The 21,427-nt window shown below is 63.8% G+C and carries 18 protein-coding genes; 2 read left to right on the plus strand and 16 right to left on the minus strand.

From position 1 onward, the window contains the following. Positions 1 to 48 precede the first annotated feature (48 nt). The 14 genes from FHS54_RS08270 to FHS54_RS08335 form a co-directional block, all read right to left on the minus strand. Positions 49 to 1,182, minus strand: coding sequence for a glycosyltransferase family 2 protein (locus FHS54_RS08270; RefSeq protein ID WP_167303308.1), 1,134 nt, complete (start codon positions 1,180 to 1,182; stop codon positions 49 to 51). Next, entirely contained in the window at positions 1,182 to 2,531 is a 1,350-nt protein-coding gene (locus tag FHS54_RS08275; protein ID WP_167303309.1) for an exopolysaccharide biosynthesis polyprenyl glycosylphosphotransferase, read from the minus strand. The genes FHS54_RS08270 and FHS54_RS08275 overlap by 1 nt, the downstream gene beginning before the upstream one ends. An 88-nt stretch (positions 2,532 to 2,619) precedes the next feature. Next, positions 2,620 to 4,515, minus strand: a complete 1,896-nt coding sequence (locus tag FHS54_RS08280) for an XrtA/PEP-CTERM system amidotransferase (protein WP_167303310.1) — start codon at positions 4,513 to 4,515, stop codon at positions 2,620 to 2,622. An 11-nt stretch (positions 4,516 to 4,526) separates the two neighbouring features. Next, positions 4,527 to 6,062: an exosortase A gene (gene xrtA, locus FHS54_RS08285; protein WP_167303311.1), complete on the minus strand. Its 1,536-nt coding sequence runs from the start codon at positions 6,060 to 6,062 to the stop codon at positions 4,527 to 4,529. Continuing rightward, positions 6,059 to 7,285 (minus strand): TIGR03087 family PEP-CTERM/XrtA system glycosyltransferase, encoded by a 1,227-nt coding sequence (locus FHS54_RS08290; protein ID WP_167303312.1) that lies wholly within the window; start codon positions 7,283 to 7,285, stop codon positions 6,059 to 6,061. The genes xrtA and FHS54_RS08290 overlap by 4 nt, the downstream gene beginning before the upstream one ends. Beyond that, positions 7,282 to 8,340: a FemAB family XrtA/PEP-CTERM system-associated protein gene (locus tag FHS54_RS08295; protein ID WP_167303313.1), complete on the minus strand. Its 1,059-nt coding sequence runs from the start codon at positions 8,338 to 8,340 to the stop codon at positions 7,282 to 7,284. Before FHS54_RS08295 ends, FHS54_RS08290 begins: the two co-directional genes overlap by 4 nt. Then, positions 8,337 to 9,185 (minus strand): XrtA system polysaccharide deacetylase, encoded by an 849-nt coding sequence (locus tag FHS54_RS08300; protein WP_208404823.1) that lies wholly within the window; start codon positions 9,183 to 9,185, stop codon positions 8,337 to 8,339. The genes FHS54_RS08295 and FHS54_RS08300 overlap by 4 nt, the downstream gene beginning before the upstream one ends. 14 nt (positions 9,186 to 9,199) lie before the next feature. Next, positions 9,200 to 10,423 carry an XrtA/PEP-CTERM system-associated ATPase gene (locus FHS54_RS08305; protein ID WP_167303314.1) on the minus strand — a complete coding sequence of 408 codons (1,224 nt, stop codon included), beginning with the start codon at positions 10,421 to 10,423 and terminating at the stop codon, positions 9,200 to 9,202. 22 nt (positions 10,424 to 10,445) lie between these two features. Then, on the minus strand, positions 10,446 to 12,023 hold the full coding sequence (locus tag FHS54_RS08310) for a hypothetical protein (RefSeq protein ID WP_167303315.1): 1,578 nt from the start codon (positions 12,021 to 12,023) through the stop codon (positions 10,446 to 10,448). Further along, positions 12,020 to 12,943, minus strand: coding sequence for a P-loop NTPase (locus tag FHS54_RS08315; protein WP_167303316.1), 924 nt, complete (start codon positions 12,941 to 12,943; stop codon positions 12,020 to 12,022). Before FHS54_RS08315 ends, FHS54_RS08310 begins: the two co-directional genes overlap by 4 nt. A 14-nt stretch (positions 12,944 to 12,957) precedes the next feature. Beyond that, positions 12,958 to 14,475, minus strand: a complete 1,518-nt coding sequence (locus FHS54_RS08320) for an XrtA system polysaccharide chain length determinant (RefSeq protein WP_167303317.1) — start codon at positions 14,473 to 14,475, stop codon at positions 12,958 to 12,960. A 1-nt stretch (position 14,476) separates the two neighbouring features. Beyond that, the gene (locus FHS54_RS08325; protein ID WP_167303318.1) at positions 14,477 to 15,121 is read right to left on the minus strand and encodes an XrtA/PEP-CTERM system exopolysaccharide export protein; all 645 of its coding nucleotides are present in this window, start codon (positions 15,119 to 15,121) and stop codon (positions 14,477 to 14,479) included. 130 nt (positions 15,122 to 15,251) lie between these two features. Next, a complete protein-coding gene (locus FHS54_RS08330; RefSeq protein WP_167303319.1) occupies positions 15,252 to 16,484 on the minus strand; it encodes a pyridoxal-dependent decarboxylase, exosortase A system-associated in 1,233 nt (410 codons plus the stop codon). Continuing rightward, positions 16,481 to 18,028, minus strand: coding sequence for an acyl-CoA ligase (AMP-forming), exosortase A system-associated (locus tag FHS54_RS08335; RefSeq protein WP_167303320.1), 1,548 nt, complete (start codon positions 18,026 to 18,028; stop codon positions 16,481 to 16,483). The genes FHS54_RS08330 and FHS54_RS08335 overlap by 4 nt, the downstream gene beginning before the upstream one ends. A 47-nt stretch (positions 18,029 to 18,075) precedes the next feature. On the opposite strand from FHS54_RS08335, the gene FHS54_RS08340 reads away from it, so the two are divergent. Both FHS54_RS08340 and FHS54_RS08345 read left to right on the plus strand, forming a co-directional pair. Then, positions 18,076 to 19,083, plus strand: coding sequence for a GNAT family N-acetyltransferase (locus FHS54_RS08340; RefSeq protein WP_167303321.1), 1,008 nt, complete (start codon positions 18,076 to 18,078; stop codon positions 19,081 to 19,083). Positions 19,084 to 19,109: 26 nt separating this feature from the next. Then, positions 19,110 to 19,400, plus strand: coding sequence for an acyl carrier protein (locus FHS54_RS08345; RefSeq protein WP_167303322.1), 291 nt, complete (start codon positions 19,110 to 19,112; stop codon positions 19,398 to 19,400). A 150-nt stretch (positions 19,401 to 19,550) separates the two neighbouring features. On the opposite strand, the gene trxB is transcribed toward FHS54_RS08345, so the two are convergent. Continuing rightward, positions 19,551 to 20,513 (minus strand): thioredoxin-disulfide reductase, encoded by a 963-nt coding sequence (trxB, locus tag FHS54_RS08350; RefSeq protein WP_167303323.1) that lies wholly within the window; start codon positions 20,511 to 20,513, stop codon positions 19,551 to 19,553. A 163-nt stretch (positions 20,514 to 20,676) separates the two neighbouring features. Next, positions 20,677 to 21,414: a proteasome-type protease gene (locus tag FHS54_RS08355; RefSeq protein WP_167303324.1), complete on the minus strand. Its 738-nt coding sequence runs from the start codon at positions 21,412 to 21,414 to the stop codon at positions 20,677 to 20,679. Between the last annotated feature and the right edge of the window lie 13 nt (positions 21,415 to 21,427).

Below are 21,427 nucleotides of genomic sequence, written 5' to 3' on the forward strand. Positions count from 1 at the left end.
ACAGACAGGGACGGCCTATACAATATGCCGCCGTTTTGGCGAGGGGGATCAACGCGACTTGGCCGGATTCCATATGGTGACGGTCCGCCCCCTCATAGCCTTGATCACGCCCTGTAACGTTGCAGCATAGGCGACGAATATATCGACGACCGCCGCTATCAGCCCGCCTTTGGCGCGCAGCCCGATGGCGATCAGGATCAATCCCAACACCGCTCCACCCACCGCCAGCACCGGCGAAATGCGAAAAGCCAGCACCGCCGCGGCGAATGCACCCGTCAGGATGAACAGGCCGCCGAACCAGCGCACGATCTTGCGAGAGGCATATTTGAAACGGTCGATCGCGGCCATGCGCCTAAGCTGCGGTCGCAAATGGATGTGGGTGTGCCAGGCACGGGCGGCGATGCGCACCTTGCGCCGATATTCATCTCCCCGGCCCGTCACCAGCCGTTCGCGGGCGATCACGTCCTTCGCCTTTACCAGCCGCTTGCCCGCGAAAACCACCGCCATCGACACGGTAAGGTCATCCAGCACGCTGTCAGGAAATTCGGGATAGAGCGCGCGGCGAATGGAAAAGATCGACCCGTCCGCTCCCAACACATTGCCGGTGCGCGATTCTTCATCCTTCAACCGTTCCTCGATACGCCAGTAGAGCGACCCGACCGACGCGGTCGCGCTCTCTCCCTCCCCCACATAGTGGAGCGATCCCAGCACGCCGCCCACGTCCGGGTCTGCATAGCGCGCCAGCAGATTGTCGATGGCGTCCGCGTCCAGCAGCACGTTGGCGTCGGTGAAGATAAGGACCTCGCCTGTCGCCTGCGCCGCCAGCCGCTTCATGCCATGCGCCTTGCCACTGCGACCGGGACCACGCACCAGCGTCACCAGATCGGGCGGCCGCGCGATCAGCGCCGCCGTGTCGTCTGAAGACCCGTCGTCAAAGGCGAGTATCTCCAATTGCGGATGCCGCTGCTTGATTGCCTCTATATTGGCTATCTTTTCCGGCATCGCCGCCGCTTCGTTATAGGCGCAGAATAGCAGCGAAGCGGTGGGGCGCGGCCCCTGCTCCGGCTGTTCCGGGTCATCCGGCAGCAGTCGCAGGATCAACGGATAGAAGAAGAACGGCCACAGTAGCGCCACGATGGACAGCAGCAGGACCGCGCAGAGGAAAAGGTCAAAGCCGCGCATCAATAGGCCTTGTGATGCACTACGACGCCAATGGTGGCGAAAATGATGCGCAGGTCGCGCCAGATCGACCATTGAGTCACATATTCCAGGTCGGACTGGAGGCGGTCGATCAGGTCCTGATGATGGTCGGTCGACCCACGATGCCCACGCACCTGCGCCAGTCCGGTCATGCCCGGCTTTATGCAATGACGTTCCCAATAGCGTTCGTCGACCTCCCAATATAGGCTGTCACCCGCCTTCGCCGCCGCAGCGTGGGGGCGTGGCCCAACGATGCTCATGTCGCCGCGCAACACGTTGAATAGCTGTGGCAATTCATCGATGCTGGTGCGGCGCAGGAAGCGCCCTATGGCGGTTACCCGGTCATCATCGCGAGCGGTCAGGCGGTCGGCCTTGCTGTCGCTCGCCTCCACCCGCATCGACCGGAACTTGTAGATGTTGAACGACCGGGCGTCCCGACCGATGCGCGGCTGCCTGAACAGGATGGGGCCTGGGCTGGTGAGCTTGATCGCGAGCGCGGCGGCGACCAGCAACGGCGACAGGGCAATCGTCGCGGCGGTGGCGACCACGATGTCAAAGATACGCTTGATGATCCGGTCGCGGAACTGGAACGGCCCTCCCGCCACGATGATGGTCGGCTGCCCGTCAAATTCATCCACCCGCGCCGGCGCAAAGCGCAACAATTCCGGCACGACGATTTCGCCACGGGCCGACAGCGACTTCAACGCTATTGACCACTCCGCCATCCGCTCCATCGGGCAGGCGACGATGACACGCTCCGCCATGCCCACGGCGGCAGCCAGGCGCGCGGCCATGTCGGCATCATGCCGTTCGGGATGCAAATTGGCGGCGTCGGCGTCGATCACCTCCATATGCGGGCGGGTCTCAATCTCTACGCCATCCATGATGACGGCGGTCAGATGCGGCACTTCACCCAGCAGGCGCGCGCCCAAACGGCTGATAGCGATGCGGACCAGCGCCACGCTCAACGCCGAAAATCCCAGCCCGGTGATGAAGGTCAGCCGCGAAAGCTGTTCCGCGATCTTGCCCAGATAGACGATCAGCAGCATCAGCAGCGCCGCCTGCGCCAGCGCCAGCAGCCCCCGGAAAATCCCGCGGCGGATATTGGCCAGCATGTGAATGCCATAGGCCCCGCCCTGCACCGCCAGCAGGATGTAAAGCGGCGCGATCATCGAAAACATGACCAGCCCATGCGGCTTGCCCGGCTCGCCCAGGAACGCGCCCAGCGCCAGGCGATTAGCCAGCAGGAAAGACAGGAACAGGCCCGCCAGGTCTCCCAGGAGACACAGGAGGTAAAGGCGCGCGCGCACTATTTCCTTGGAGACTGTCACTATCGTCCCTGAAAGCCATTAGCTGATCGACCCGTTGGCACCGGCCCGTGCGGGTTGCAAGCGTAGATGTCCCGCTGTGCCAGCCTTCTCAAAGGCCGAACAGCCGCCCCAGCGCCTTGTCCAGCATCAGTAATTGCCAGAGCAGGCGACCATGATCGGAAACGCCGGACTTGTGATCTGCCGCCACCTTGCCCAGCATCTTCGTATCGAACCAGCCGGTCTTCGCCAGCGCCGATCCGCCCGCAATCGCGCTCGCTTCCCCCGCCAATGGCCCGCGAAACCAATTGCTGATGGGCGTCACGAACCCCATTTTCTGGCGGTAGAGGATGTCCTGCGGCAGATAAGGCTCCATCGCCTTTTTCAATATATATTTGCCGCTATTGCCCCGGATGCGCTGGGCAACCGGCAGGCGGGCGGCGAATTCCACCAGCCGGTGGTCGAGCAGCGGTTCACGCGCTTCCAGCCCCACAGCCATGCTCATGCGGTCGGTCTTGGTCAATATGTCGCCGGGCAACCAGATGCGGATGTCGGCATATTGCGCGCGGTCCAGTGCATCGCGCGCCGGGGCCTCCGCCATGGCGCGGATATAGCGATCCTCGGCGCGATAGCCCGCCAGACGCGATCGCATATCCTGCCCAAACAGGCGTTGTCGCAGGGCGTAGGGCGTGACGCCGACCGAAGCCGCATAGGCCTCCCCACCTTCCCCCGCCAATTCAAGGAACGTCGATTTGGCGCGTAACGCGCGCGGTGCCCAGTCGGCCTTTGGATACCAGCGCCCCAGCGCGCTGAACAGCGGCTGGCGCACCGACGGCGGGATCAGCGCGCGAATGCGTTCCCCCTGCATCTGGAAACGATGACGGCGATAACCGGCAAAGGCTTCATCGGCGCCATCACCCGACAGCGCCACCGTCACCTTCTCCCGCGCCAGCTCGCAAACACGGTAGGTGGGCAGCGCGGATGCGTCGGCAAAGGGTTCATCGAAATGGAATGCGAGCGTGTCGATCAGGCCATAATCGTCCGGGGACACTATGCGCTCGCGATGGTCGGTGGCGAACCGCCGCGCGATCCGGTCGGCATAGGCGGTCTCGTCCAACGATGCGACGTCGAACCCGATCGTGCAGGTCTTGACCGCCTGGGTCGATGCCTCCGCCATCAGCGCAACGACGCTGCTGCTATCGACCCCACCGGACAGAAAAGCGCCCAGCGGCACGTCAGAGACCATGCGCGACCGCACCGCCTGCCGCATCAGCGCGACCAGTTCTTCCTCCAGCGCTTCGGGCTTCGCCTTGCTGCGTTCGGCAAAGCTCACGTCCCAATAACGTTGCGGTTGGGGCATGGGCCGCCCACGCACCATGCGAAGCGTCTGCCCCGCGCCCAGCTTGCGCACTCCGGCGACCAGGCAGGCGTCGCCGGGGACATAGCCATAGGCCATATAATCCTCCACCGCCGACAGGTCAGGCGCCCGCCGCAGCAAAGGATGAGCCAACAGCGCCTTGAGTTCCGAACCGAATATCAGGCTGCCGTCCGACAGCAGCGCATAATGGAGCGGCTTGACCCCCAGCCGATCGCGCACCAGCCACAATGCCTGCGCCCGCGCATCGAACAGGGCAAAGGCGAACATGCCGTTGAACCGCTCGACACAGGCCTCGCCCCATTGGCGATAGCCGTGCAGGATGACTTCGGTATCGCTGTCTGTTCGGAATATGTGCCCCTTTGCCTCCAACTCGGCGCGGACTTCGGCGAAATTATAGATCTCGCCGTTGAACGTAACCGCCAGGCTTTCATCCTCGGTCAGCATCGGCTGCGCGCCGCCGCCAAGGTCGATGATGGACAGGCGCACATGGCCCAGTCCGACACCGGGCGCGGTCCAGATACCGCTGCCGTCCGGGCCGCGATGGGGCATCACGTCCAGCATGGCGCGCACGCGCGCCGGGTCGACCGGCTTGGCCGTCTCTAGGTGAAAAATGCCCGCTATCCCGCACATGCGAACTGGCCTTAGCGAATGCCGAGGCTTTGGTCAGCCAATTCCTTCACATCACCCAGATCGGACAGGAATTGCGCAATGGTGGCGTCGGCGGGCATGCCCTGCCCCACTTCGGCGGAAACCAAAATGGCAACCGCGCGCTGGTCGCCGCCCAACATCCGGGCCTTCATCGTCGCCAGTTTGACGCGCGGCGCGCTGCCGATCAGCGCGCCGTCGCCAACCCTGTAAAAGCTTACCACATGTCGGATCACCGGGCCGGGTGCTGTGATCTGTTCTCCGCGCGCATCGGCGGGAGCCTTGGCGGGCGAAGACCATGTCCAACCCTGATCAGGATCGGCTGCGCCCTGCGCAAAGCCGACAAGCTCGCGCCCTTCGTCCTGCCGGGCGAAACTGGCGATGGCCAGGTCGACCGTCTGGCCGTCAGCTTTGCGGTAGCGGGCGGTGACCAAGTGATCGGCCCCATCGAAACGCGGTTTCCACGGATAGCGCGCGGGTTCGCTTGAGAGGCTCCATCCCTTTACCACCGGCAAGGCGGGCGCGCCCGGCAACGGTTCGCTGGCCGCCGCGCTGACCGCAAGCCACAGCGGCGCGGCAAGGATCAGGCCCAGCGCAATGAGTGTCGCAGCCATAGCGGACACCACCCCAGTGGCGGGATGGCCCAGCCGTTCGGGATCGAACCAGGGGTCGCCGGGCTTTCGGTCGAAAAACGGCCATGCTGCGGCCATCACGATGATCATGACGATCGCAAAGAAAACCCAGCCATACAGCACATGGTCAAAGCCTGCGGCGGCGTCGATGCTGGTAAAATGAGCGACAAGGATGGTCGCATAGGCCCGAACCCCGTTAGCCAGCACCGACAGCGACAATGCGCCGGTAATGAACAGGATACGCCGGGTCCAGCGGGTGAAACAGACGTTGCACACCAACGCGCCATAGGCGGTCATCGCAATGACGAACTTCGCCCCGGAACAGGCCTCCGCCACTTCGAAATAGCCGGTGGGCGTGGTGATGAAGATGCCGTCCATATGGGCGGGCACGCCCGACAGGCTGAGGAAGAACATGCACAGGCGCGCCGTCACTATCTGCAACGGCGCGACAATCTCTTCGCCAAAAGGCACCATGAAAAATGCGTAGAACAGCGGAAAGAGCAGCGCGCGCGAAACCGCCGGACCCAGCAGCGTCAACACCGCCCCCTGCATCATCAGGATCAGCGCAACATGACGAAACAGCGCAACCCCTGCCGCCGCGCCCAGCAGCCAGGCCAGCGCCCCCAACGCCAGCCAGATCAGCCCCGGCGTCCAGGCGACCGGCTGCATCCGGCGCAGGCCGGGCAAGCGCTGCTGCACCAGCCAGGCGATCAGGAACGGTATGAACAGGCAATGTTCGAATGTGGAGGCATTCCACCAGATCGACACCATCCCGCCCGCGTCGCGATGGAACAGCGCCAGAATTGCCAGCCAGACAATAGCAACCGCAGCCAGATGCCCACGCCACCCCGAAAGATGAAGACCTGAAAAACGGTGCAGGGAAAGCGCGCGTTCAGTCATGCGGCGCGCGCATCATCTGCAGGCTGGCCAAACAGCATCGCGGGCAGGTCCTGCAACGTCGCCGACCAACGATAGCGCTGTTCCATCCGCACCCGCGCCGCCTGTCCCAGCCGCATTGCCGCGACCGGGTCCGCGATCAGCGACATGACTTTCGCCGCTTGTTCCGCAGGATCGTCCGCGATCAGCAGATGCGCGCCGTCGCTGGCGTCTATGCCTTCGGCGGCATCGGAGGATGCGACCACCGGCCGCGCCATGGCCATCGCCTCCAGCACCTTATTCTGAACGCCCCTCGCAATCGTCAGCGGCGCGACCACCACATCCGCCGCCGCCAGCCAGCCGCGTACATCGGGCACGGATCCTGTCACTGTGACACCGGGCAGCTTGCCCAGCGCCTCCACCTGCGCCGTGGGCTTGCGGCCGACGATGGCGAAGCGCGCCTGCGGATAGCGCGCGCGAATGATAGGGAAAGCGCCCCACGCGAACGCTTCCACCGCTTCGATGTTGGGGCGATAGTCCATCTGGCCAGTAAAGACGATCAGGGGGCCTTCGCCTCCCTCGACCGAAGAAAAGCTGGCCGCAGGATCGAAATAATCGAGCGCAACGCCGTTGTCGATCGCCCTCACCTGGCTTGGTGCCAGCCCGCTTGCCGCGCGAAACAGCTCCGCCTCCGCCTCGCTGACGAAAGCGCTGATGTCGGCGCGGGCGGCGGTGGCGCGCTCGAAATCCAGCAGCAGCCTGCCCTCGCGGCGGTGAACCCAGCTCATCGGACCTGCGCCTTGCGCGCCATAGGCGGCATATTTGGCGGAGTCGAAATCGACAAAGTCCATGACGAACCGAATGTCGGGCGACAGCAGCGGGACGAAATGCGCCATCTGGACCGAATAGGCGAAGACGGCGCTGATCGGTCGTTCACGCAGCACTTGGCCGACCCAGCGATGCAGCCCCGGATGATCGAACAGCGACACCAGCATGGGCTGCCGCCGGGCAAGACCGCACAGGCCAGCGGCGACACGCCATCGGTCACGCGGCAACACGCACTGGCTGGCGGTCAACGCTGCCATATCGGCGGCAAAGCCCATGTCGCGCTCATCATCGGCGAAGCAGCCGACATGAACCGGCGCGACTTCCGCGATCCGCTGAAGCATGTGATAGGACCGGATTTTGTCCCCTCGGTCGGGCGGATAGGGAATACGGTGGCACAGGAACAGGACTTCGCCGCTCATCCCAGCCCCCGCGCGATCCAGGGACCAATCAGGTTGGCGATCGGCAGCGGCAGCTTCTTCCAATATTCCACCCGCCGTTGATAGGCTGGGCTATTGGGATTGATGTCGCGCCGTTCGCCCCCCGCCGACCAGCTGTGATAGGCGAGCGGGACCGGATCAAAGCCGAAGCTCTTCTTCCACGCCGCCTGACCGCTGCCTGTCTTGGACCGGCCAAAATCGAAGGTCGTCATGCCCCGCGTCCGGCCATGGCCCATCAGGCGGTAATACATCAGCTCGTTGGACCGCAGCCGCCGGGCGTCGGCGACGCCGCCACCCCAGAACGGCATGACCCGTCCGCGATGGTAGAGCGTCAAAACCGCGGATACCGGACGGTCCCCTTCATAAATGACCAGCATGTCAGCATCGTCGCCAAACTGGTCCAAAACCTCGCGGAACAGGCGCGCGGGGAATACCGGCGTGCCCAGATTGCGGACACTTTCAGAGAAAACGCGATAATGGTCCCGGATCAGCCGCTTGGTCCGCCCGGTCTCCATACGCAGCGCCGGGTTGGCGAGCGCCTTGCGCAATTCGGCCCGATGCTTGCGCGGAATGGAGAGCAGTTCGGCCTCATCATCGACCGCGATTGGGCGGGAAAAGCCCAGATGGCTCCCTTCATGCCGTACCCACTCATCCGACGGAGCAGCCCCTCCACGCAATTCGACCGACCCCACCCCCCGGCGCGCTAGGTCCTGCGCCGCAGCGCCCAGCGCTTGGGCTGCGCGCAGATCTTCCGCCAGAACGCCGCCATCCACCGCAAAGCCAGAGGACACGAACGCCTGACCGAACAGCCGGCTCTTCATATGAGTGAGGGGGAGAAGCCCCCTGATCTTCCCGGATGGAGCAACCGCCGCCAGCATATGCGCCGGGTTGCCGGTCGCGCTGGCGATGGCGTTCAGCCAAGCGGGACGATGGAATGGCGTGCCGTCCGCCCTGCCCATCACAAATTCGTCGGCGGCCTGCGCCTGAACCGGATCGCGAAGGTTCAGCGTAGTAACGGCCAGATCGGCGGCGATCATGTCGTGCGCCCTGCTTCCTGAGGCAGCAGCGCATCCACCCGCGTCCAGGCAAAATCGCGGGTCAACCGCCGCAGCTTGTCGGCCATCACCGGAATATTGGTATAGTGGCGGATGCGCGACCGCAGCGGCGCGCCGGTGATCCGGGGCTGATCCACGTCAATTTCCCAAGGGTGGAAATAGATGATGGCGGGCCGCTGCTCCTGCCGATTGACCTGACCGATCGCCCAGCGGGAAAAGGCATAGGGCAACAGCCGGAAAAAACCTCCGCCGCCAGCCGCCAGCCGATGTCGGCCCAAGACAGCCGTCGTCACCGGCAATTCGACCAGAGGGGACCCCGGCACCGGATTCCACGCAAAGCGCGGCGATTCGGGCCAGCCATAATGGTCATGCCGGATCGGCGCGACGCTGCTGGAATAGGCATAGCCTTCCTCCGCCAATATGATGTGCGCCCATGGCGTCCGCTGGTCGATGGAAAAGCTGGGCGCGCGATAGCCTGTGACAGCCTGCCCGCTGGCGTCTTCCAACAACGCGCGCGACCGGCGCAAATCGGCGCGAAACTCTTCGGGGGATAGAGTGAAAACCCGCGCATGGTCGTAACCATGGCTCGCCACCTCATGCCCAGCCGCCGCAATACGCTCCATCAGCGCGGGATAGCGTTCCGCCACCCAGCCTAACGTGAAGAAAGTCGCGTTGACCCCGGCTTGCGCAAACAGGTCGAGCACCGCATCGGTATTGCGTTCCACCCGATGGGGCAGCCCGGCCCAATCGTCGCGCCGGATCGTCCGCTCAAAAGCGCCGACGTGGAACCAATCCTCGACATCGACCGAAAGGGCATTCTGCATCATCGTGATATAACAGATCAGGCCGCCGCGCTGTGCTGCGGATCGCCCATGCGCTGTTCGCGCTCCACCCATTCCACCAGCAGCGTCAAGACGCGGCGCAGCGCCGTATCCTGCTCACCAACGCGGAATTCCAGCGACGACAGCCGCTCTTCGATCAGGGTGAAACAATCCTTCAACGCTTCGGGATCTACGGCCTGAATCTCCGCCTGCCCCGCGCGAAGCCGGTTCAGTTCGGCCCGCAGCGTCGCGATCTCATCCGTCAGCGTGACCGATGGTTCCGGCTGGCGAGCGCGCAACGCCTCGACCTCCGCCCTCAGCGCGACGGCTTCATTCGCCTCCACCGCCTTTTGCGGCGGGGCCGGAGCCGGCGTCACATCATCCTCTTCGACACAGTCGAGCACCGACGGGCGCACCGGCTCCATCGCGGCATCGCTGTCCGCGCCCATATCGGCCACGACCGCAGCCACCGCCTCGGCATCGATTTCCGACAGCTGGTCAAGCGCGCCCAGCAGCAGCACGCGGCTGGCCAGCACGTTGACCCGGCGCGGCACGCCGCCGGTCGCGGCATAGATGGCGGCAAAGGCATCCGGCGTGAAGGATGGATCACCGTTCCACCCGACCACCGACAGGCGGTGCAGGATGTACGGCTCAACCTCGCTCTCCATCATCGGTTCCAGATGATGGGTCGCGATGACGCGCTGGCGCAGCTGCTCCAGATGGGGAGATTTCATAAGGTCGCGAAATTCCGGCTGGCCCAGCAGGAATATCTGCAGCAACGAATGACCGCCCAGCTGGAAATTGGACAGCATCCGCAGTTCCTCGATCGCGGAAACGGACAGGTTCTGCGCCTCGTCCACGATCAGCAGCGACCGACGGCCTGCCCGCGCCTGCGCATGGAGGTAGGATTCGACCTGGCGCAGGATCTGCGCCTTGGGCATGCCATCGACCGGCAGGCCAAAGCTCTGCGCCGTCAGTCGCAGCATGTCGTCGCCGCCGACCTGCGTCGACACAATCTTGACGGCGGTCAGCCGCGCTGGGTCGATCGTCGCCATCAGGTGCCCGACCAGCGTCGTCTTGCCCGCGCCGATGTCGCCGGTGATGACGATGAAGCCTTCACCCTGCGCCAGCCCATAACCCAGATAGGACAGCGCCTTGCGATGCGTCGCGCTTTCAAAATAGAAATGCGGGTCCGGCGTCAGCTGGAAGGGGCGGCCCTCAAATCCGTAGAATTGATCGTACATTCGTCGTCTCCACCCGGCCGGGTTAAAAGCTGTAGCGCAGGCCGATCTGGCCCATCGCGGTGATCAACGCATCCAGTTCATCCGCCTTGGCGCTGTCTATGCCCAGCGACGCTGATGCCTGCAGATTGCGGTTGATCAGGCGGTTGTAACTGGTGAACGCGCCCAGGTTGAGCACATCCAGACGTGCGCCGCTTGCATCGAAATAATTTGCGTAAACGGCGCTATCGATGCTGGATTGGCTGTCGATCACATAGGTGAGCGACCCGGTGCCATACCAGTTCTGGTCCTTCGATCCCCTGACGAGCACGCCCTGGCCCGACGGCGTCAGGAACTTGCGCTGTGAATAGCCCACGCCGACGCCCATCCCCCACGGCCCGCGCCGTGCGGCATATTGGGCCGCGACGCCGCGATAGCGGAAATTGGCGTTGGTGACGCCCGACAGCGCGTCGTTGAAGCACTGGCCGCCGCCCGTTTCCGAAAAGGCACAGCCGGTGAAGTCGCCCGTGAACGGATTGCGCACGACATCCAGGCTGCTGCCGGAAACGGCGGCGACGTTGGAGGTGATGATCCGACCAAAGCTGTCGATGCCATCAAAAACCACCAGTGCGACACTGCTATTACGGCCCTGCCACACGAAGCTGCCGCTATAGGTCATGCCGCCATAACGCTCGCCCACGCGCGCTTCCAACGACGTGCGGCGGTTAGGTCGCCACAGCACGCCCGCGTCCCAGATGATGTCGTCAAATTCGTAGATCAGCTGACGCGGTGAGCTGTCGTCCGTGACATAACGACCGTTGGATACGACCGGCAAACCATTGCTGTCCAGCACAGGCGAACGCTGGCTGACCTTGATATTTTCATAACCGATCCCGCCCGCCAGGGCCACCGTGGGCGAAACCGGCAGCGTGGCGTCCAGGCGACCCCATTTATCCTCGAACCGCTGGTCCAGCTGGTCGGCATCTTCGCGATCATAGCCAGCGCTGGCGACGATCCCCAGCGGCAGCCACACGCCCGGTGCGACTCCGACCGACCCGGCAAGACTGTGCGAAACGGATTCGTTGAACAGCCCCACGCCGCCAAAGTCCGCGCCCGCATCCTCTTCAACCCTGGCATAGCCCAGCCGATATGAGGCGGATACGTCGATGTCGCCGAATGACGCTGCATAGGCTGGCCCGGCATAGCCTGCATAAATCTGGCTCGTCTGGCTGTCATTCAGCGTCGCCGCGCCCGAAAAGCCGTCGGTGCGAATGCGGCTGGCCAGCGCGCCCGCATTCAGCGTCAGGCCGCTCGCCAATCCATATTGGCCCGAAATGATGCCGCTGATCACATCCTGATCGGTCGCGGCGTCACCCCAGCCAAAGCTGTGATTATATTGCACGTCGGCGACGGCTTCCATCCGCCGCGTCTTGATGCTGGCGGTCGCGCCCGCCGTGACGTTGGTGTAGGTCAGAACCTCGCCATCGCCGTTCAGCGGTGCCATCACCACCTGATCGATGCCCAGATAGGGCGTGACCTCGACCCTGCGTTCCTGCGCATGAGCAGGCGCGCCCAAGCCCAACGCCATGACGCCAGCGGTCATCAGAAAAACTTGCAGCTTCATTCGCCCGCGCCCTCCGTGGCGTAATAGCTGCCAAAGCGCCGCCCGGTGCCCGAAAAGCTGACGCCATTCAGCAACAGCTGCACCTGACCCGCCCCCTTCAACATGCCCGCCGCGTCACGCAGCGCGCTCTCGCTCGTCTCGTCGGCCCGCACCACCAGCAATGCGATGGCGGCATGGCTCGCCAGCACTGCGCCAGCCGAAGCGGCCAGCAACGGCGGCGAATCGAATATGATCACACGGTCGGGTCGCCCCTCCGTCAGTCGATTTAGCAATGCCTGCGTCCGGCTGGACGCCAGATATTCCGTATCGTTATTGCTCCGCCGTCCGGCTGGAAGCACAGACAGCGACAACAGATCGGTGCGGATGATGCAATCTTCCACGGATATGGTGGGATCGGCCAGGGCATCCATCAGGCCCGGCCCACTGGTCAGGCCCAGCGCTTCGGGAATGCCGGGCTTGCCGAAATCGGCGTCGACCAACAGGATTTCCCGCTCCTTCTCCGCCGCCAGGCTGAGCGCCAGATTGATCGCGCAAAAGCTTTTGCCTTCTCCGCTATGGGCCGAACAGACGAGGATGTAATTGCCCTGCGGATCACCCGCCAACTGGGACAGAAGGTCGCGCTTCAACAAGCGGAATTCCTCGCTCATCGCGCTCACAGGCCCGTCGGGGAGCAAATAGCCTGCCTCCGCCAGGGCGATGCGATCGATCGGCTGGACCGGCCCGGTCCATTCCGGCGCTTGCACAGCTGCACCGGCACCGATTGACGAAGCCGTCTCAACCGCCGGAACCGTTGCCGCCAGAGCTTCGGCGGGAACGTCCACGTCCGGCGCGGCGCGGCCGCGCAATGCGGCGGTAAAGTCGTATATCTCCGTCGCTCGCTCAATCAGCGAACCGTTGGAGAGGGAGCTATGCTTATTCATCTTGCCGCTCTCTTTCAGGCCATGCCGCGCTGGATGAATTCGACCAGGACCAACAGCATGCATACCGCCGCCAATCCGCCAGTCGCGCCCGCGAACCATTTCAGCCGTTGTTTTTCGACCGCTCTCTGCGCAGCGCTGACCGTCTGGGTAATCGACCCGATCACCGGCAGGCCGATGACCCGCTCCAGCCGCGCGGCCGTCGGGAAGCTCCCTTTAAGCTGCCCCACGGCAAAGGCCGTGCCGACGCCCGCGCCGATCCCCAGGATCAACACCCCGACCAGCAACAGCGGTCGGTTAGGCGCGATTGGCGCGGTCGGGACGCTTGGCGGGTTGACGACGCGGAACTGCACCGCGCCCGTCTCCGTCTTCACGTCCCCGCGCAGGCGAATCTCCTCGCGGTCGGCGAGCAGCTTGTCATATTGGGTCTTGAGCACCTCATAGTCGCGGTCGAGCTTCTCCTGCTCGGCGGCCAGGCCCGGCTCATCGGTCTGGCGCGACGACATGGCGGCAAGGTCCGACTGCAACTGCCCCTTGCGGGTCTGAAGCGCCTGAACCGTCGCTGCACGCTCGGCCTGCATCGACTTGATCGAAAGATAGGCGGGGTTGGGCGTGCCACCCCCCGCGCCGCCGCCGCCGCCCTGCTTGCGCAGCGCATCGACTTGCCGCTGGGCCGCGATCACATCCGGGTGGCTGCTGGTCCATCCCCGCGCACGCATGCCCGCCAGATCGCCCTGCGCCTGCGCCAGAGCGGACGGACCGCCCGAAGCACCCGTGCCCGGCAACGTCTGGGGTGTACCCGCCAACTGCCCGTTCATGGCACTCAGTGCCCCTTGCGCTTGCGCCAGTTGCGACTCGATATTGTTGATCTCCATCCGGGCCGCGTCCATGCGCTGCCCAATTGAGCCAGCGCCCGGAAGGACGCCCGCATAGCGCTGCTCAAACTCGACCCGGCGCTGTTCGGCACCGGCCAGCTGCTTGCCGCGCTCGGTAATCTGCTGGTCCAGAAATGCAAGGCTCTGCTTGGTTTCCACCCGGTCGGACGACAGGTTCGCTTCCTGGAAGATGTCGATCAGCTTCTGGACGACCTGCTGCGCGATGCGTGCATTGGCGCCATCGGAAAGGCCCGAGTCGGCTGACTTTGCGCTGATGTCGATCATGCTGGGGTCGGCCTGCGCCATCACGGTGATGCCCTCGCGCAGCGTCGTGATCTTCGCCGCCACGTCGCGCGGACCGCTGACCGTCTGGTTCAGGTCGGTTTCCTTCACCACCCGTTCCAGATTGCCGGTGCTGGCCAACGTCTGGCGCACACGGTCCAGGTCCTGTTGCGACTGGACCTGGGTGATGCCCACCTTGTCCTGCAACAGCGACTGGGTGTTCACATAGACCCGCGCCTTGCTTTCATAACTGTTGGGGACCAACGCCACGCCTAGCCAGCCCAGCATGCACACGCCCCACGCCACCGCCAGCGCCAGCCAGCGCCGGGTCCAGATGCCATGCAGGACAATCAGCAGCTCGTCGTAAAGACCCGCCATATCAGAACATGCTTTCGGGAATGATGATGACATCGCCGGGCGCCAGCATGACATTCGCCTTGCTGTCGCCGCGCTTCAACAGGTCGCCGATACGGACGTTAAATTCCTGCTGCTTGCCCGCATCCTTGTTGAAACGGACCAGCCGGGCGCGGTTGCCCGCCGCATATTCGCTCAGACCCCCGACGGATATCATGGCGTCAAGCAACGTCATGTTCGCACGATAGGGAATGGACGCAGGCTTTTCCGTCGCGCCGACAATCCGCACCTGCTGGCTGAAGGTGCCGGAGAAATTGTTGACGATCACCGACACCAACGGATTTTCGATATATTTGGTGAGCGCCACCTTCATGTCCTCGGCCAGCTGCTTGGGCGTCTTGCCCACAGCGGCCATGTCGGTGACCAGCGGCGTGGTGATGCGGCCATCGGGCCGCACCTGCACCTTCGCGCCCAATTCGGGATTGCGCCACACGAACACTGTCAGGTCATCGAGCGGACCGATCACATATTGCTCGCCCGGCCCTTCTTCCTGCGACACGAACGACGCAGGCGGAAGCTGCGGCCCACCGCCCCCCGAAGCGCAAGCTGAAAGCGCGACCGCCGGGATCGCTGCGCCGATCAAAGCCCGGGAAACAGACAGGAAACGCATATCTTCACCTCTTCGTGCAGCCGCGCGGGATGGCCGCTGCACGGGCAGGCGGACCATCAAGCCATGGGCTTTGGGCTTCTTCTTGCACTCAAAGGGTAAAGATTGGGTTAGGCCTCAGCCGTCCCCGGCGTCATCCAATCAACAGTTCCAAGGGGTTGGGGTGCCCCAGAAAGGCCGCCGGGCTAGCCGACGCGCCATATGCGCCTGCCAGAAACAGCGCGATCAGGTCGCCTTCCTCCACGGTCGGCAGCGCCACCTTATCGCCCAGCTTGTCCATCGGCGTGCACAGACAGCCCACGACAGTGACCGGCTGTTCCGCCGGACTTTCCCCGTAGCGATTGGCCACAGCAATCGGATAATTGCGCCGGACGACGGTGCCGAAATTGCCACTGGCGGCAAGCTGATGATGCAGCCCGCCATCCACCACCACGAATGTTTCGCCTTGGCTGACTTTCACATCGACCACGCGGGTCAGGTAGACCCCGCATTCGCCCACCAGCCAGCGGCCAAGCTCCATCGCGAACGCGCTGCCCGCCAAAATATCGGCCCGCGCTTCCAGCACCCGCGCCAGCGCTTCGCCGATCGGCCTGATATCCAGCCGCACGTCACCGGGGAAATGCGGAATGCCAAATCCCCCGCCCAGGTTGACCAGCGGCGGCGTAGCCCCCACCGCGTCCGACAGCCGCGCCGCCAATGCCAGCGTCGCCGCCTGCGTTTCGATCAAGGCTGCGGCATCCAGAGCCTGCGACCCGGCGAAGATATGCCATCCGCGCCAGTCCGCACCCGCATCGATCAGCCACCGGGCAAGCGCCGCCGCCCGGTCGGCATCCACGCCAAAGGGCTTGGCCCCGCCGCCCATCCGCATCCCAGACCCTTTCAGGTCGAAATCGGGATTGACGCGAACGGCTAGCCTGGGCGTGCGCCCCCGCTGCCTGGCAATGGTGATGGCGCGCCGCGCTTCCCCTTCCGATTCCAAGTTGATCGTGACGCCTGAGTCGATCGCCGCGATCAACTCATCATCCCGCTTCCCCGGCCCGGCAAAGCTGACATGCGCAGGGTCCATCCCCGCCTCCAGCGCTCGCCCCAGTTCGCCGCCCGACGCCACATCAAAGCCGTCGACCATTCCGGCCATCCGCTGCAACAATGGTGGATAAGGGTTGGCCTTCACCGCATAATGAAGCGAGAGCATCGACGGCATGGCGTCACGCCAATCCTGCACCTGACGCTGAACGACACCCATGTCATAGACGAACAGCGGCGTGTCCCCCGCCTCCTCCACCAGGCTGGCCGCGCCACAGCCGCCGATCAGCAGCATGCCCCCTTCGCCGGTAAAGAATGGCGGGATCGGGCCCATTGGCTTCATCGGTCAAACTCCCCCATCAATGCCACCCGGTCTATCTTTCCATTAGGCGTGCGGGGAAACTCCTCCCGCCTCAAGATCGTGCGCGGATGCATGAAATTGGGCAGTTCAGCCTTCAGCCGCGCCTCCACCTGCTCCTCCGCCAGCGGGTCGGCGGATCGGATCAGCAGCAGCACCGCCTGTCCTAGTCGCTCGTCCTTGATGCCCATCGCCACTGCTTCCGCTACGCCCGGCACGGCGGCCGCCGCTTCCTCAATCTCCGTGGGGCTGATGCGGTTGCCCGCCGATTTGATCATCGCATCGTCGCGGCCGATGAAATACAGCAGGCCTTGGCCATCGCGCCGCACCGTATCGCCGGACCACACGGCCATACCGCCATAGCGCGACGCAGACGGCGCAGGGCGGAAGCGCTCGGCAGTGCGCGCCGCATCTTGCCAATAGCCTTGCGCGACCAGCGGACCACAATGCACCAACTCTCCCGGTTCGTTATCGGCAGACACGTTGCCATCGGGCCGCACCACCAATATTTCCGCGTGCGGGATCGCTGACCCCATCGAATCGGGATGGCTGTCCACCAGTGCAGGGGGCAGATAGGTGGACCGAAACGCCTCCGTCAGCCCATACATGGGATAGATGTCGGCATTGCAAAACAGGCCGCGCAGATTCGCCACCAGAGGGCGAGTCAGCGCCCCACCACTATTGGTGATCCGCCGCAGCTTCGCCGCGACTTCGGATGGCCAGTTCAGTTCGGTCAGCTGCACCCATAACGGCGGCACCCCCGCCAGCGTTGTGATATCGCGCCGCTCTACCGACTTCATGACGTCACGCGCCGTCAGATAGTCGAGCGGATAGACGCATCCGCCTGCGAACCACGTCGAAAGCAGCTGATTCTGCCCATAGTCGAAACTGAACGGCAGCACACAAAGCGTCCTGTCCTCCGCGCTTAGCCCCAGATAATCGGCCACCGATGCAGCGCCCAGCCACAAATTGGCATGGCTCAGCATCACGCCCTTGGGCCTGCCGGTCGATCCGCTGGTGTACAGGATGGCGGCGAGGTCCTGCGGCGCGGCATCGGACGGCCCGATCGCGTCTCCTCCGCTCATCGCGCAGGCGGCGTCGTCCTCACGCAGCAGGCGGCACTCATCCGGCACATCTACGGCCGCCAGCGTGTCGATCCGGGCCGCCGTCCCGATCAGCAGACGCGCGCCGCTGTCGGCCAATATATGGGCGACCTGCGCATGCCGCAGCAACGGATTGATCGGAACATGGACCAGCCCCACGCGGGGCGCGGCAAGCGGCATCAGCGCGGCAACCGGCCCTTTCGCCATCCAGCTGGCAACTCTTGCCCCGCGCTCAAGCCCGAACCCAGCGAGCCAGCCCGCCAGCCGTCCCAGCGTTTCTTCCAGTTCTGCGTAATTCTGCGTCCCCGACCGCCCGTCCAGCGCCGGTCGGGTGACGTCGCCACGCAACAACAGATGGTCAACAGGCCACACTTCCGCGCCATCGATGACGACCGGTGCGCGTTCCAGGCGATTGCTTAACTCCATTTCCAGACTTTTCACCTACATGGCCAGGGTGACGGGGAGATAGTGGTTTGCTGGTCGCAAGGGAATATAGCACGGTCGCCCATGCTCGCGATGCGCTGGCAGGACGGATGGACCGCGCCTCCACCCCATCGCTGTTCGACCGGATCGACTGGTTCGAATCGCTGCACGCCCATTGTTTCGGCAAAATGCCGGTGCGCATCCTTCACACGATGGAAGGCGACAATGAAGCCTGGCTGTTCCTTCTGTCCCCCACCGAGCGGCGCTTGAGCGCGCTCGCCAACTGGTACAGCTTTTCCTGGTCGCCGGTCTTCATCGGTGATCCTTGCGCAGAAACCCGGCGACGGCTGGTCGAAGTCATGGCCGCGCACCTGATCGCCGCCAGCGCGCATATCGACCTCTATCCCGTTACCGATCACGCCGACCTACTGCTCGACGCTTTCCGCCGTGCGGGCTGGTTCGCCGTGCGTCGGCCAATGGGCGGTCGCCATCTGCTGGATCTCAACGGTCGCGATTTCGCCGCCTATTGGGCTGACCGCCCCGGCCGCCTGCGCAACCAATTGCAGCGCAAGGCACGCGCCAGTCGCTTCACCATCGATATCGGGCAGCACATCAACGACGCCTTGTGGCGCGACTATATCACCGTTCACGCCAGCAGCTGGAAACAACCCGAACCCGGCCTCACCTTCCTCCGGTCGCTCGCGGGACGGGAAGCCGCTGCAGGAACCCTGCGCCTGGGGTTCGCGCGCCTCCATGGCCAGCCCGTCGCGACGCAGCTCTGGTCGGTCGAAAATGGCACGGCTCTGATCCACAAACTGGCCCATGATCGCGCGTTCGATGGCGCTTCTCCCGGCACATTGCTCAGCCACGCTATGTTCGCCCATGCCATCGACACTGACGGGGTTCAGCGGATCGACTATGGCACCGGGGACAATGCCTATAAGGCGGAATGGATGGACCGACGTGAAGTCCTTCACCGTCTCGACTTCTTCAACCCCCGCTTCGCCTCGGCCTGGCTTCCCGCCGCCCGCACCGCCATTTCCGCCCTTGTCGGCTAGAGGCTGAACGATTAGGTAAGCCCATCATGCGGGCGGAACAAACAATGCCGGTCGACCGGACAAGCGATATCGAAACGGTGGTGCGCGCCCTTTTGCGAGACGTGCTGGCATTGTCGCAGGATCGCGCCGACGCCTTCGACAGCGGCACGCCGCTTTTCGGTGCCCTTCCCGAACTGGACTCCATGGCCGTAGCCAGCCTGCTCACCGAGATGGAAGATCGCCTCGGCATCCTGATCGAGGATGACGATATTGATGGCGAAACCTTTGAAACCTTCGGCACGCTGGTGGCCTTCGCTCAGGCAAAGCTACCGCGATAACCCCGTGTTCCTGCGCAGACGGGAACAGGACACGCCTAACGGGGAGCGGCGGCTTGCCCCCACACCCGTCCGTGCTCCTGCGAAGGCAGGAACCCAGTCCAAGCGCTGGAATCCAGCGCCCGCACGGCCCGACCCAGCCGGTCGCCCGTCTTATTCCGCGGCCATCGCCTCAAAATCGGCTTCCGCCAGAAACTTCTCCACGTCCAGCGCCGCCATGCAGCCCATGCCCGCCGCCGTCACCGCCTGGCGATAGATTTTGTCGCTGACGTCACCCGCCGCAAAGACGCCGGGAATGTTGGTGCGGGTCGTGCCCGGTTCCACCAGCAGATAACCTTCGTCCATCGGCAGCTTGCCCGCGAACAATTCCGTTGCGGGCTGGTGACCGATCGCCACGAATGCGCCATCTGTCTCAATATGGGACGCCTTGCCCGTCACCGTGTCGATCAGGTCGACGCCCACCAAGCCTTCAGGATTGCCACCACCCACGAAACGCTCGATCTTCTGGTTCCACAGCACCTTGATGTTCGGGTGAGCGAACAGCCGTTGCTGCAAAATCTTCTCCGCGCGCAGCGAATCACGGCGGTGGATCAGCGTCACGTCATGGCTGTGATTGGTGAGGTAGAGCGCTTCTTCGACAGCGGTATTGCCGCCGCCTATCACCACCACCTTCTTGCCGCGATAAAAAAATCCATCGCACGTCGCGCAGGCCGATACGCCCTTGCCCTGCAACAACTGCTCGCCTTCCGCACCCAGCCATTTCGCCTGCGCGCCGGTCGAAATCACCAGACTGTCCGCATAGTAGACGGTGCCGCCGTCGCCCTTCAGCCGGAACGGTCGCTCGGACAGATCAACCTCGACAATCTGGTCGTACATCATCTTCGCGCCGACATGCTCGGCCTGCGCCTGCATCTGCTCCATCAGCCACGGTCCCTGGATGACGTCGCGGAAGCCGGGATAATTTTCAACATCGGTGGTGATGGTCAGCTGCCCGCCCGGCTGCATGCCCTGCACGACGATGGGGGCCAGACCAGCGCGCGCGCCGTAAATGGCGGCGGAAAGGCCCGCAGGTCCCGATCCCAGGATCAGCATGCGAGTGGAATGGCTTGCGGTCATCAAATGTCCCCGGCTTTCAGATTCGTTCGTCGCGATGAAATAGGCTGCAACGGCGGACACGCAAGCCCAACCGCCCGATGCATTTGCTTGGGAACGGGAAGTTCAATCTTTCTGCGCTGAGCCAACCCGTTCATACCATGCGCATGGACTGTGCGCGTGCAATTCACCCCAGCACGTTGGGAAGGTCCTCAAACCCCTTGCGCAGCGCCGCCGACCAGCCGAGCGAGAGCAGCTGAAATTCCTCGTTATCCGCCTCGATTCGAGTGCGGACCCGAAAATCAAACTGATCCCGTTCGATGACGGTGAGGTCCAACGGCATGCCTACGGACAGATTCGACCGCAGGGTCGAATCCATCGAAACCAGAACCGCCTTGGTCGCATCCTCCAACGTCGTCTCGCGCCGGACGATGCGGTCCAGGATCGGCTTGCCATATTTATGCTCGCCAATCTGGAAAAATGGCGTGTCTTCCGTCGCTTCGATGAAGTTGCCGGCTGAATAGACGAGGTAGAGGCGCTGCTTGCCGCCCCGTCGCTGCCCCGCGACAAGGATGGATGCGTCCGCGCCCGATCCCTGCATTTCGATGGTGCTGCGGTAATGATGCTGCATCTCGCACATCGCATCGCCAACCAACTGCGCCACCCGGTGCATGGTCGCGCAATTCAGGATGCTTTCAATGTCAGGATCGAGCTGCGAATCCTTGATCGCGCGGCCCAGCATCGCCTTCACCCCTTGGGTGATCGACAGGTTGCCCGAACACATCAGCGTGATCGCGCGTTCACCTGCGACGCTGTAGGTAAAGCTCTTTCGAAAACGCGCGATATTGTCCATGCCCGCATTGGTGCGGGTGTCGGACAGCATGACCAGCCCCTGATCCACGCGAACCGCCACACAATAGGTCATCGCCCATCGGGCT

This window comes from Sphingobium vermicomposti, from assembly GCF_011762025.1.
GTDB classification, from domain to species: domain Bacteria; phylum Pseudomonadota; class Alphaproteobacteria; order Sphingomonadales; family Sphingomonadaceae; genus Sphingobium; species Sphingobium vermicomposti.

Bases quoted from the DNA above. Each gene is read 5' to 3' on its own strand.
- FHS54_RS08270 (WP_167303308.1), bottom strand. From the start codon at position 1,182: ATGCGCGGCTTTGACCTTTTCCTCTGCGCGGTCCTGCTGCTGTCCATC.
- FHS54_RS08280 (WP_167303310.1), bottom strand. From the start codon at position 4,515: ATGTGCGGGATAGCGGGCATTTTTCACCTAGAGACGGCCAAGCCGGTC.
- xrtA (WP_167303311.1), bottom strand. From the start codon at position 6,062: ATGACTGAACGCGCGCTTTCCCTGCACCGTTTTTCAGGTCTTCATCTT.
- FHS54_RS08290 (WP_167303312.1), bottom strand. From the start codon at position 7,285: ATGAGCGGCGAAGTCCTGTTCCTGTGCCACCGTATTCCCTATCCGCCC.
- FHS54_RS08295 (WP_167303313.1), bottom strand. From the start codon at position 8,340: ATGATCGCCGCCGATCTGGCCGTTACTACGCTGAACCTTCGCGATCCG.
- FHS54_RS08300 (WP_208404823.1), bottom strand. From the start codon at position 9,185: ATGATGCAGAATGCCCTTTCGGTCGATGTCGAGGATTGGTTCCACGTC.
- FHS54_RS08305 (WP_167303314.1), bottom strand. From the start codon at position 10,423: ATGTACGATCAATTCTACGGATTTGAGGGCCGCCCCTTCCAGCTGACG.
- FHS54_RS08310 (WP_167303315.1), bottom strand. From the start codon at position 12,023: ATGAAGCTGCAAGTTTTTCTGATGACCGCTGGCGTCATGGCGTTGGGC.
- FHS54_RS08315 (WP_167303316.1), bottom strand. From the start codon at position 12,943: ATGAATAAGCATAGCTCCCTCTCCAACGGTTCGCTGATTGAGCGAGCG.
- FHS54_RS08320 (WP_167303317.1), bottom strand. From the start codon at position 14,475: ATGGCGGGTCTTTACGACGAGCTGCTGATTGTCCTGCATGGCATCTGG.
- FHS54_RS08325 (WP_167303318.1), bottom strand. From the start codon at position 15,121: ATGCGTTTCCTGTCTGTTTCCCGGGCTTTGATCGGCGCAGCGATCCCG.
- FHS54_RS08330 (WP_167303319.1), bottom strand. From the start codon at position 16,484: ATGAAGCCAATGGGCCCGATCCCGCCATTCTTTACCGGCGAAGGGGGC.
- FHS54_RS08335 (WP_167303320.1), bottom strand. From the start codon at position 18,028: ATGGAGTTAAGCAATCGCCTGGAACGCGCACCGGTCGTCATCGATGGC.
- FHS54_RS08345 (WP_167303322.1), top strand. From the start codon at position 19,110: ATGCGGGCGGAACAAACAATGCCGGTCGACCGGACAAGCGATATCGAA.
- trxB (WP_167303323.1), bottom strand. From the start codon at position 20,513: ATGACCGCAAGCCATTCCACTCGCATGCTGATCCTGGGATCGGGACCT.
- FHS54_RS08355 (WP_167303324.1), bottom strand. From the start codon at position 21,414: ATGACCTATTGTGTGGCGGTTCGCGTGGATCAGGGGCTGGTCATGCTG.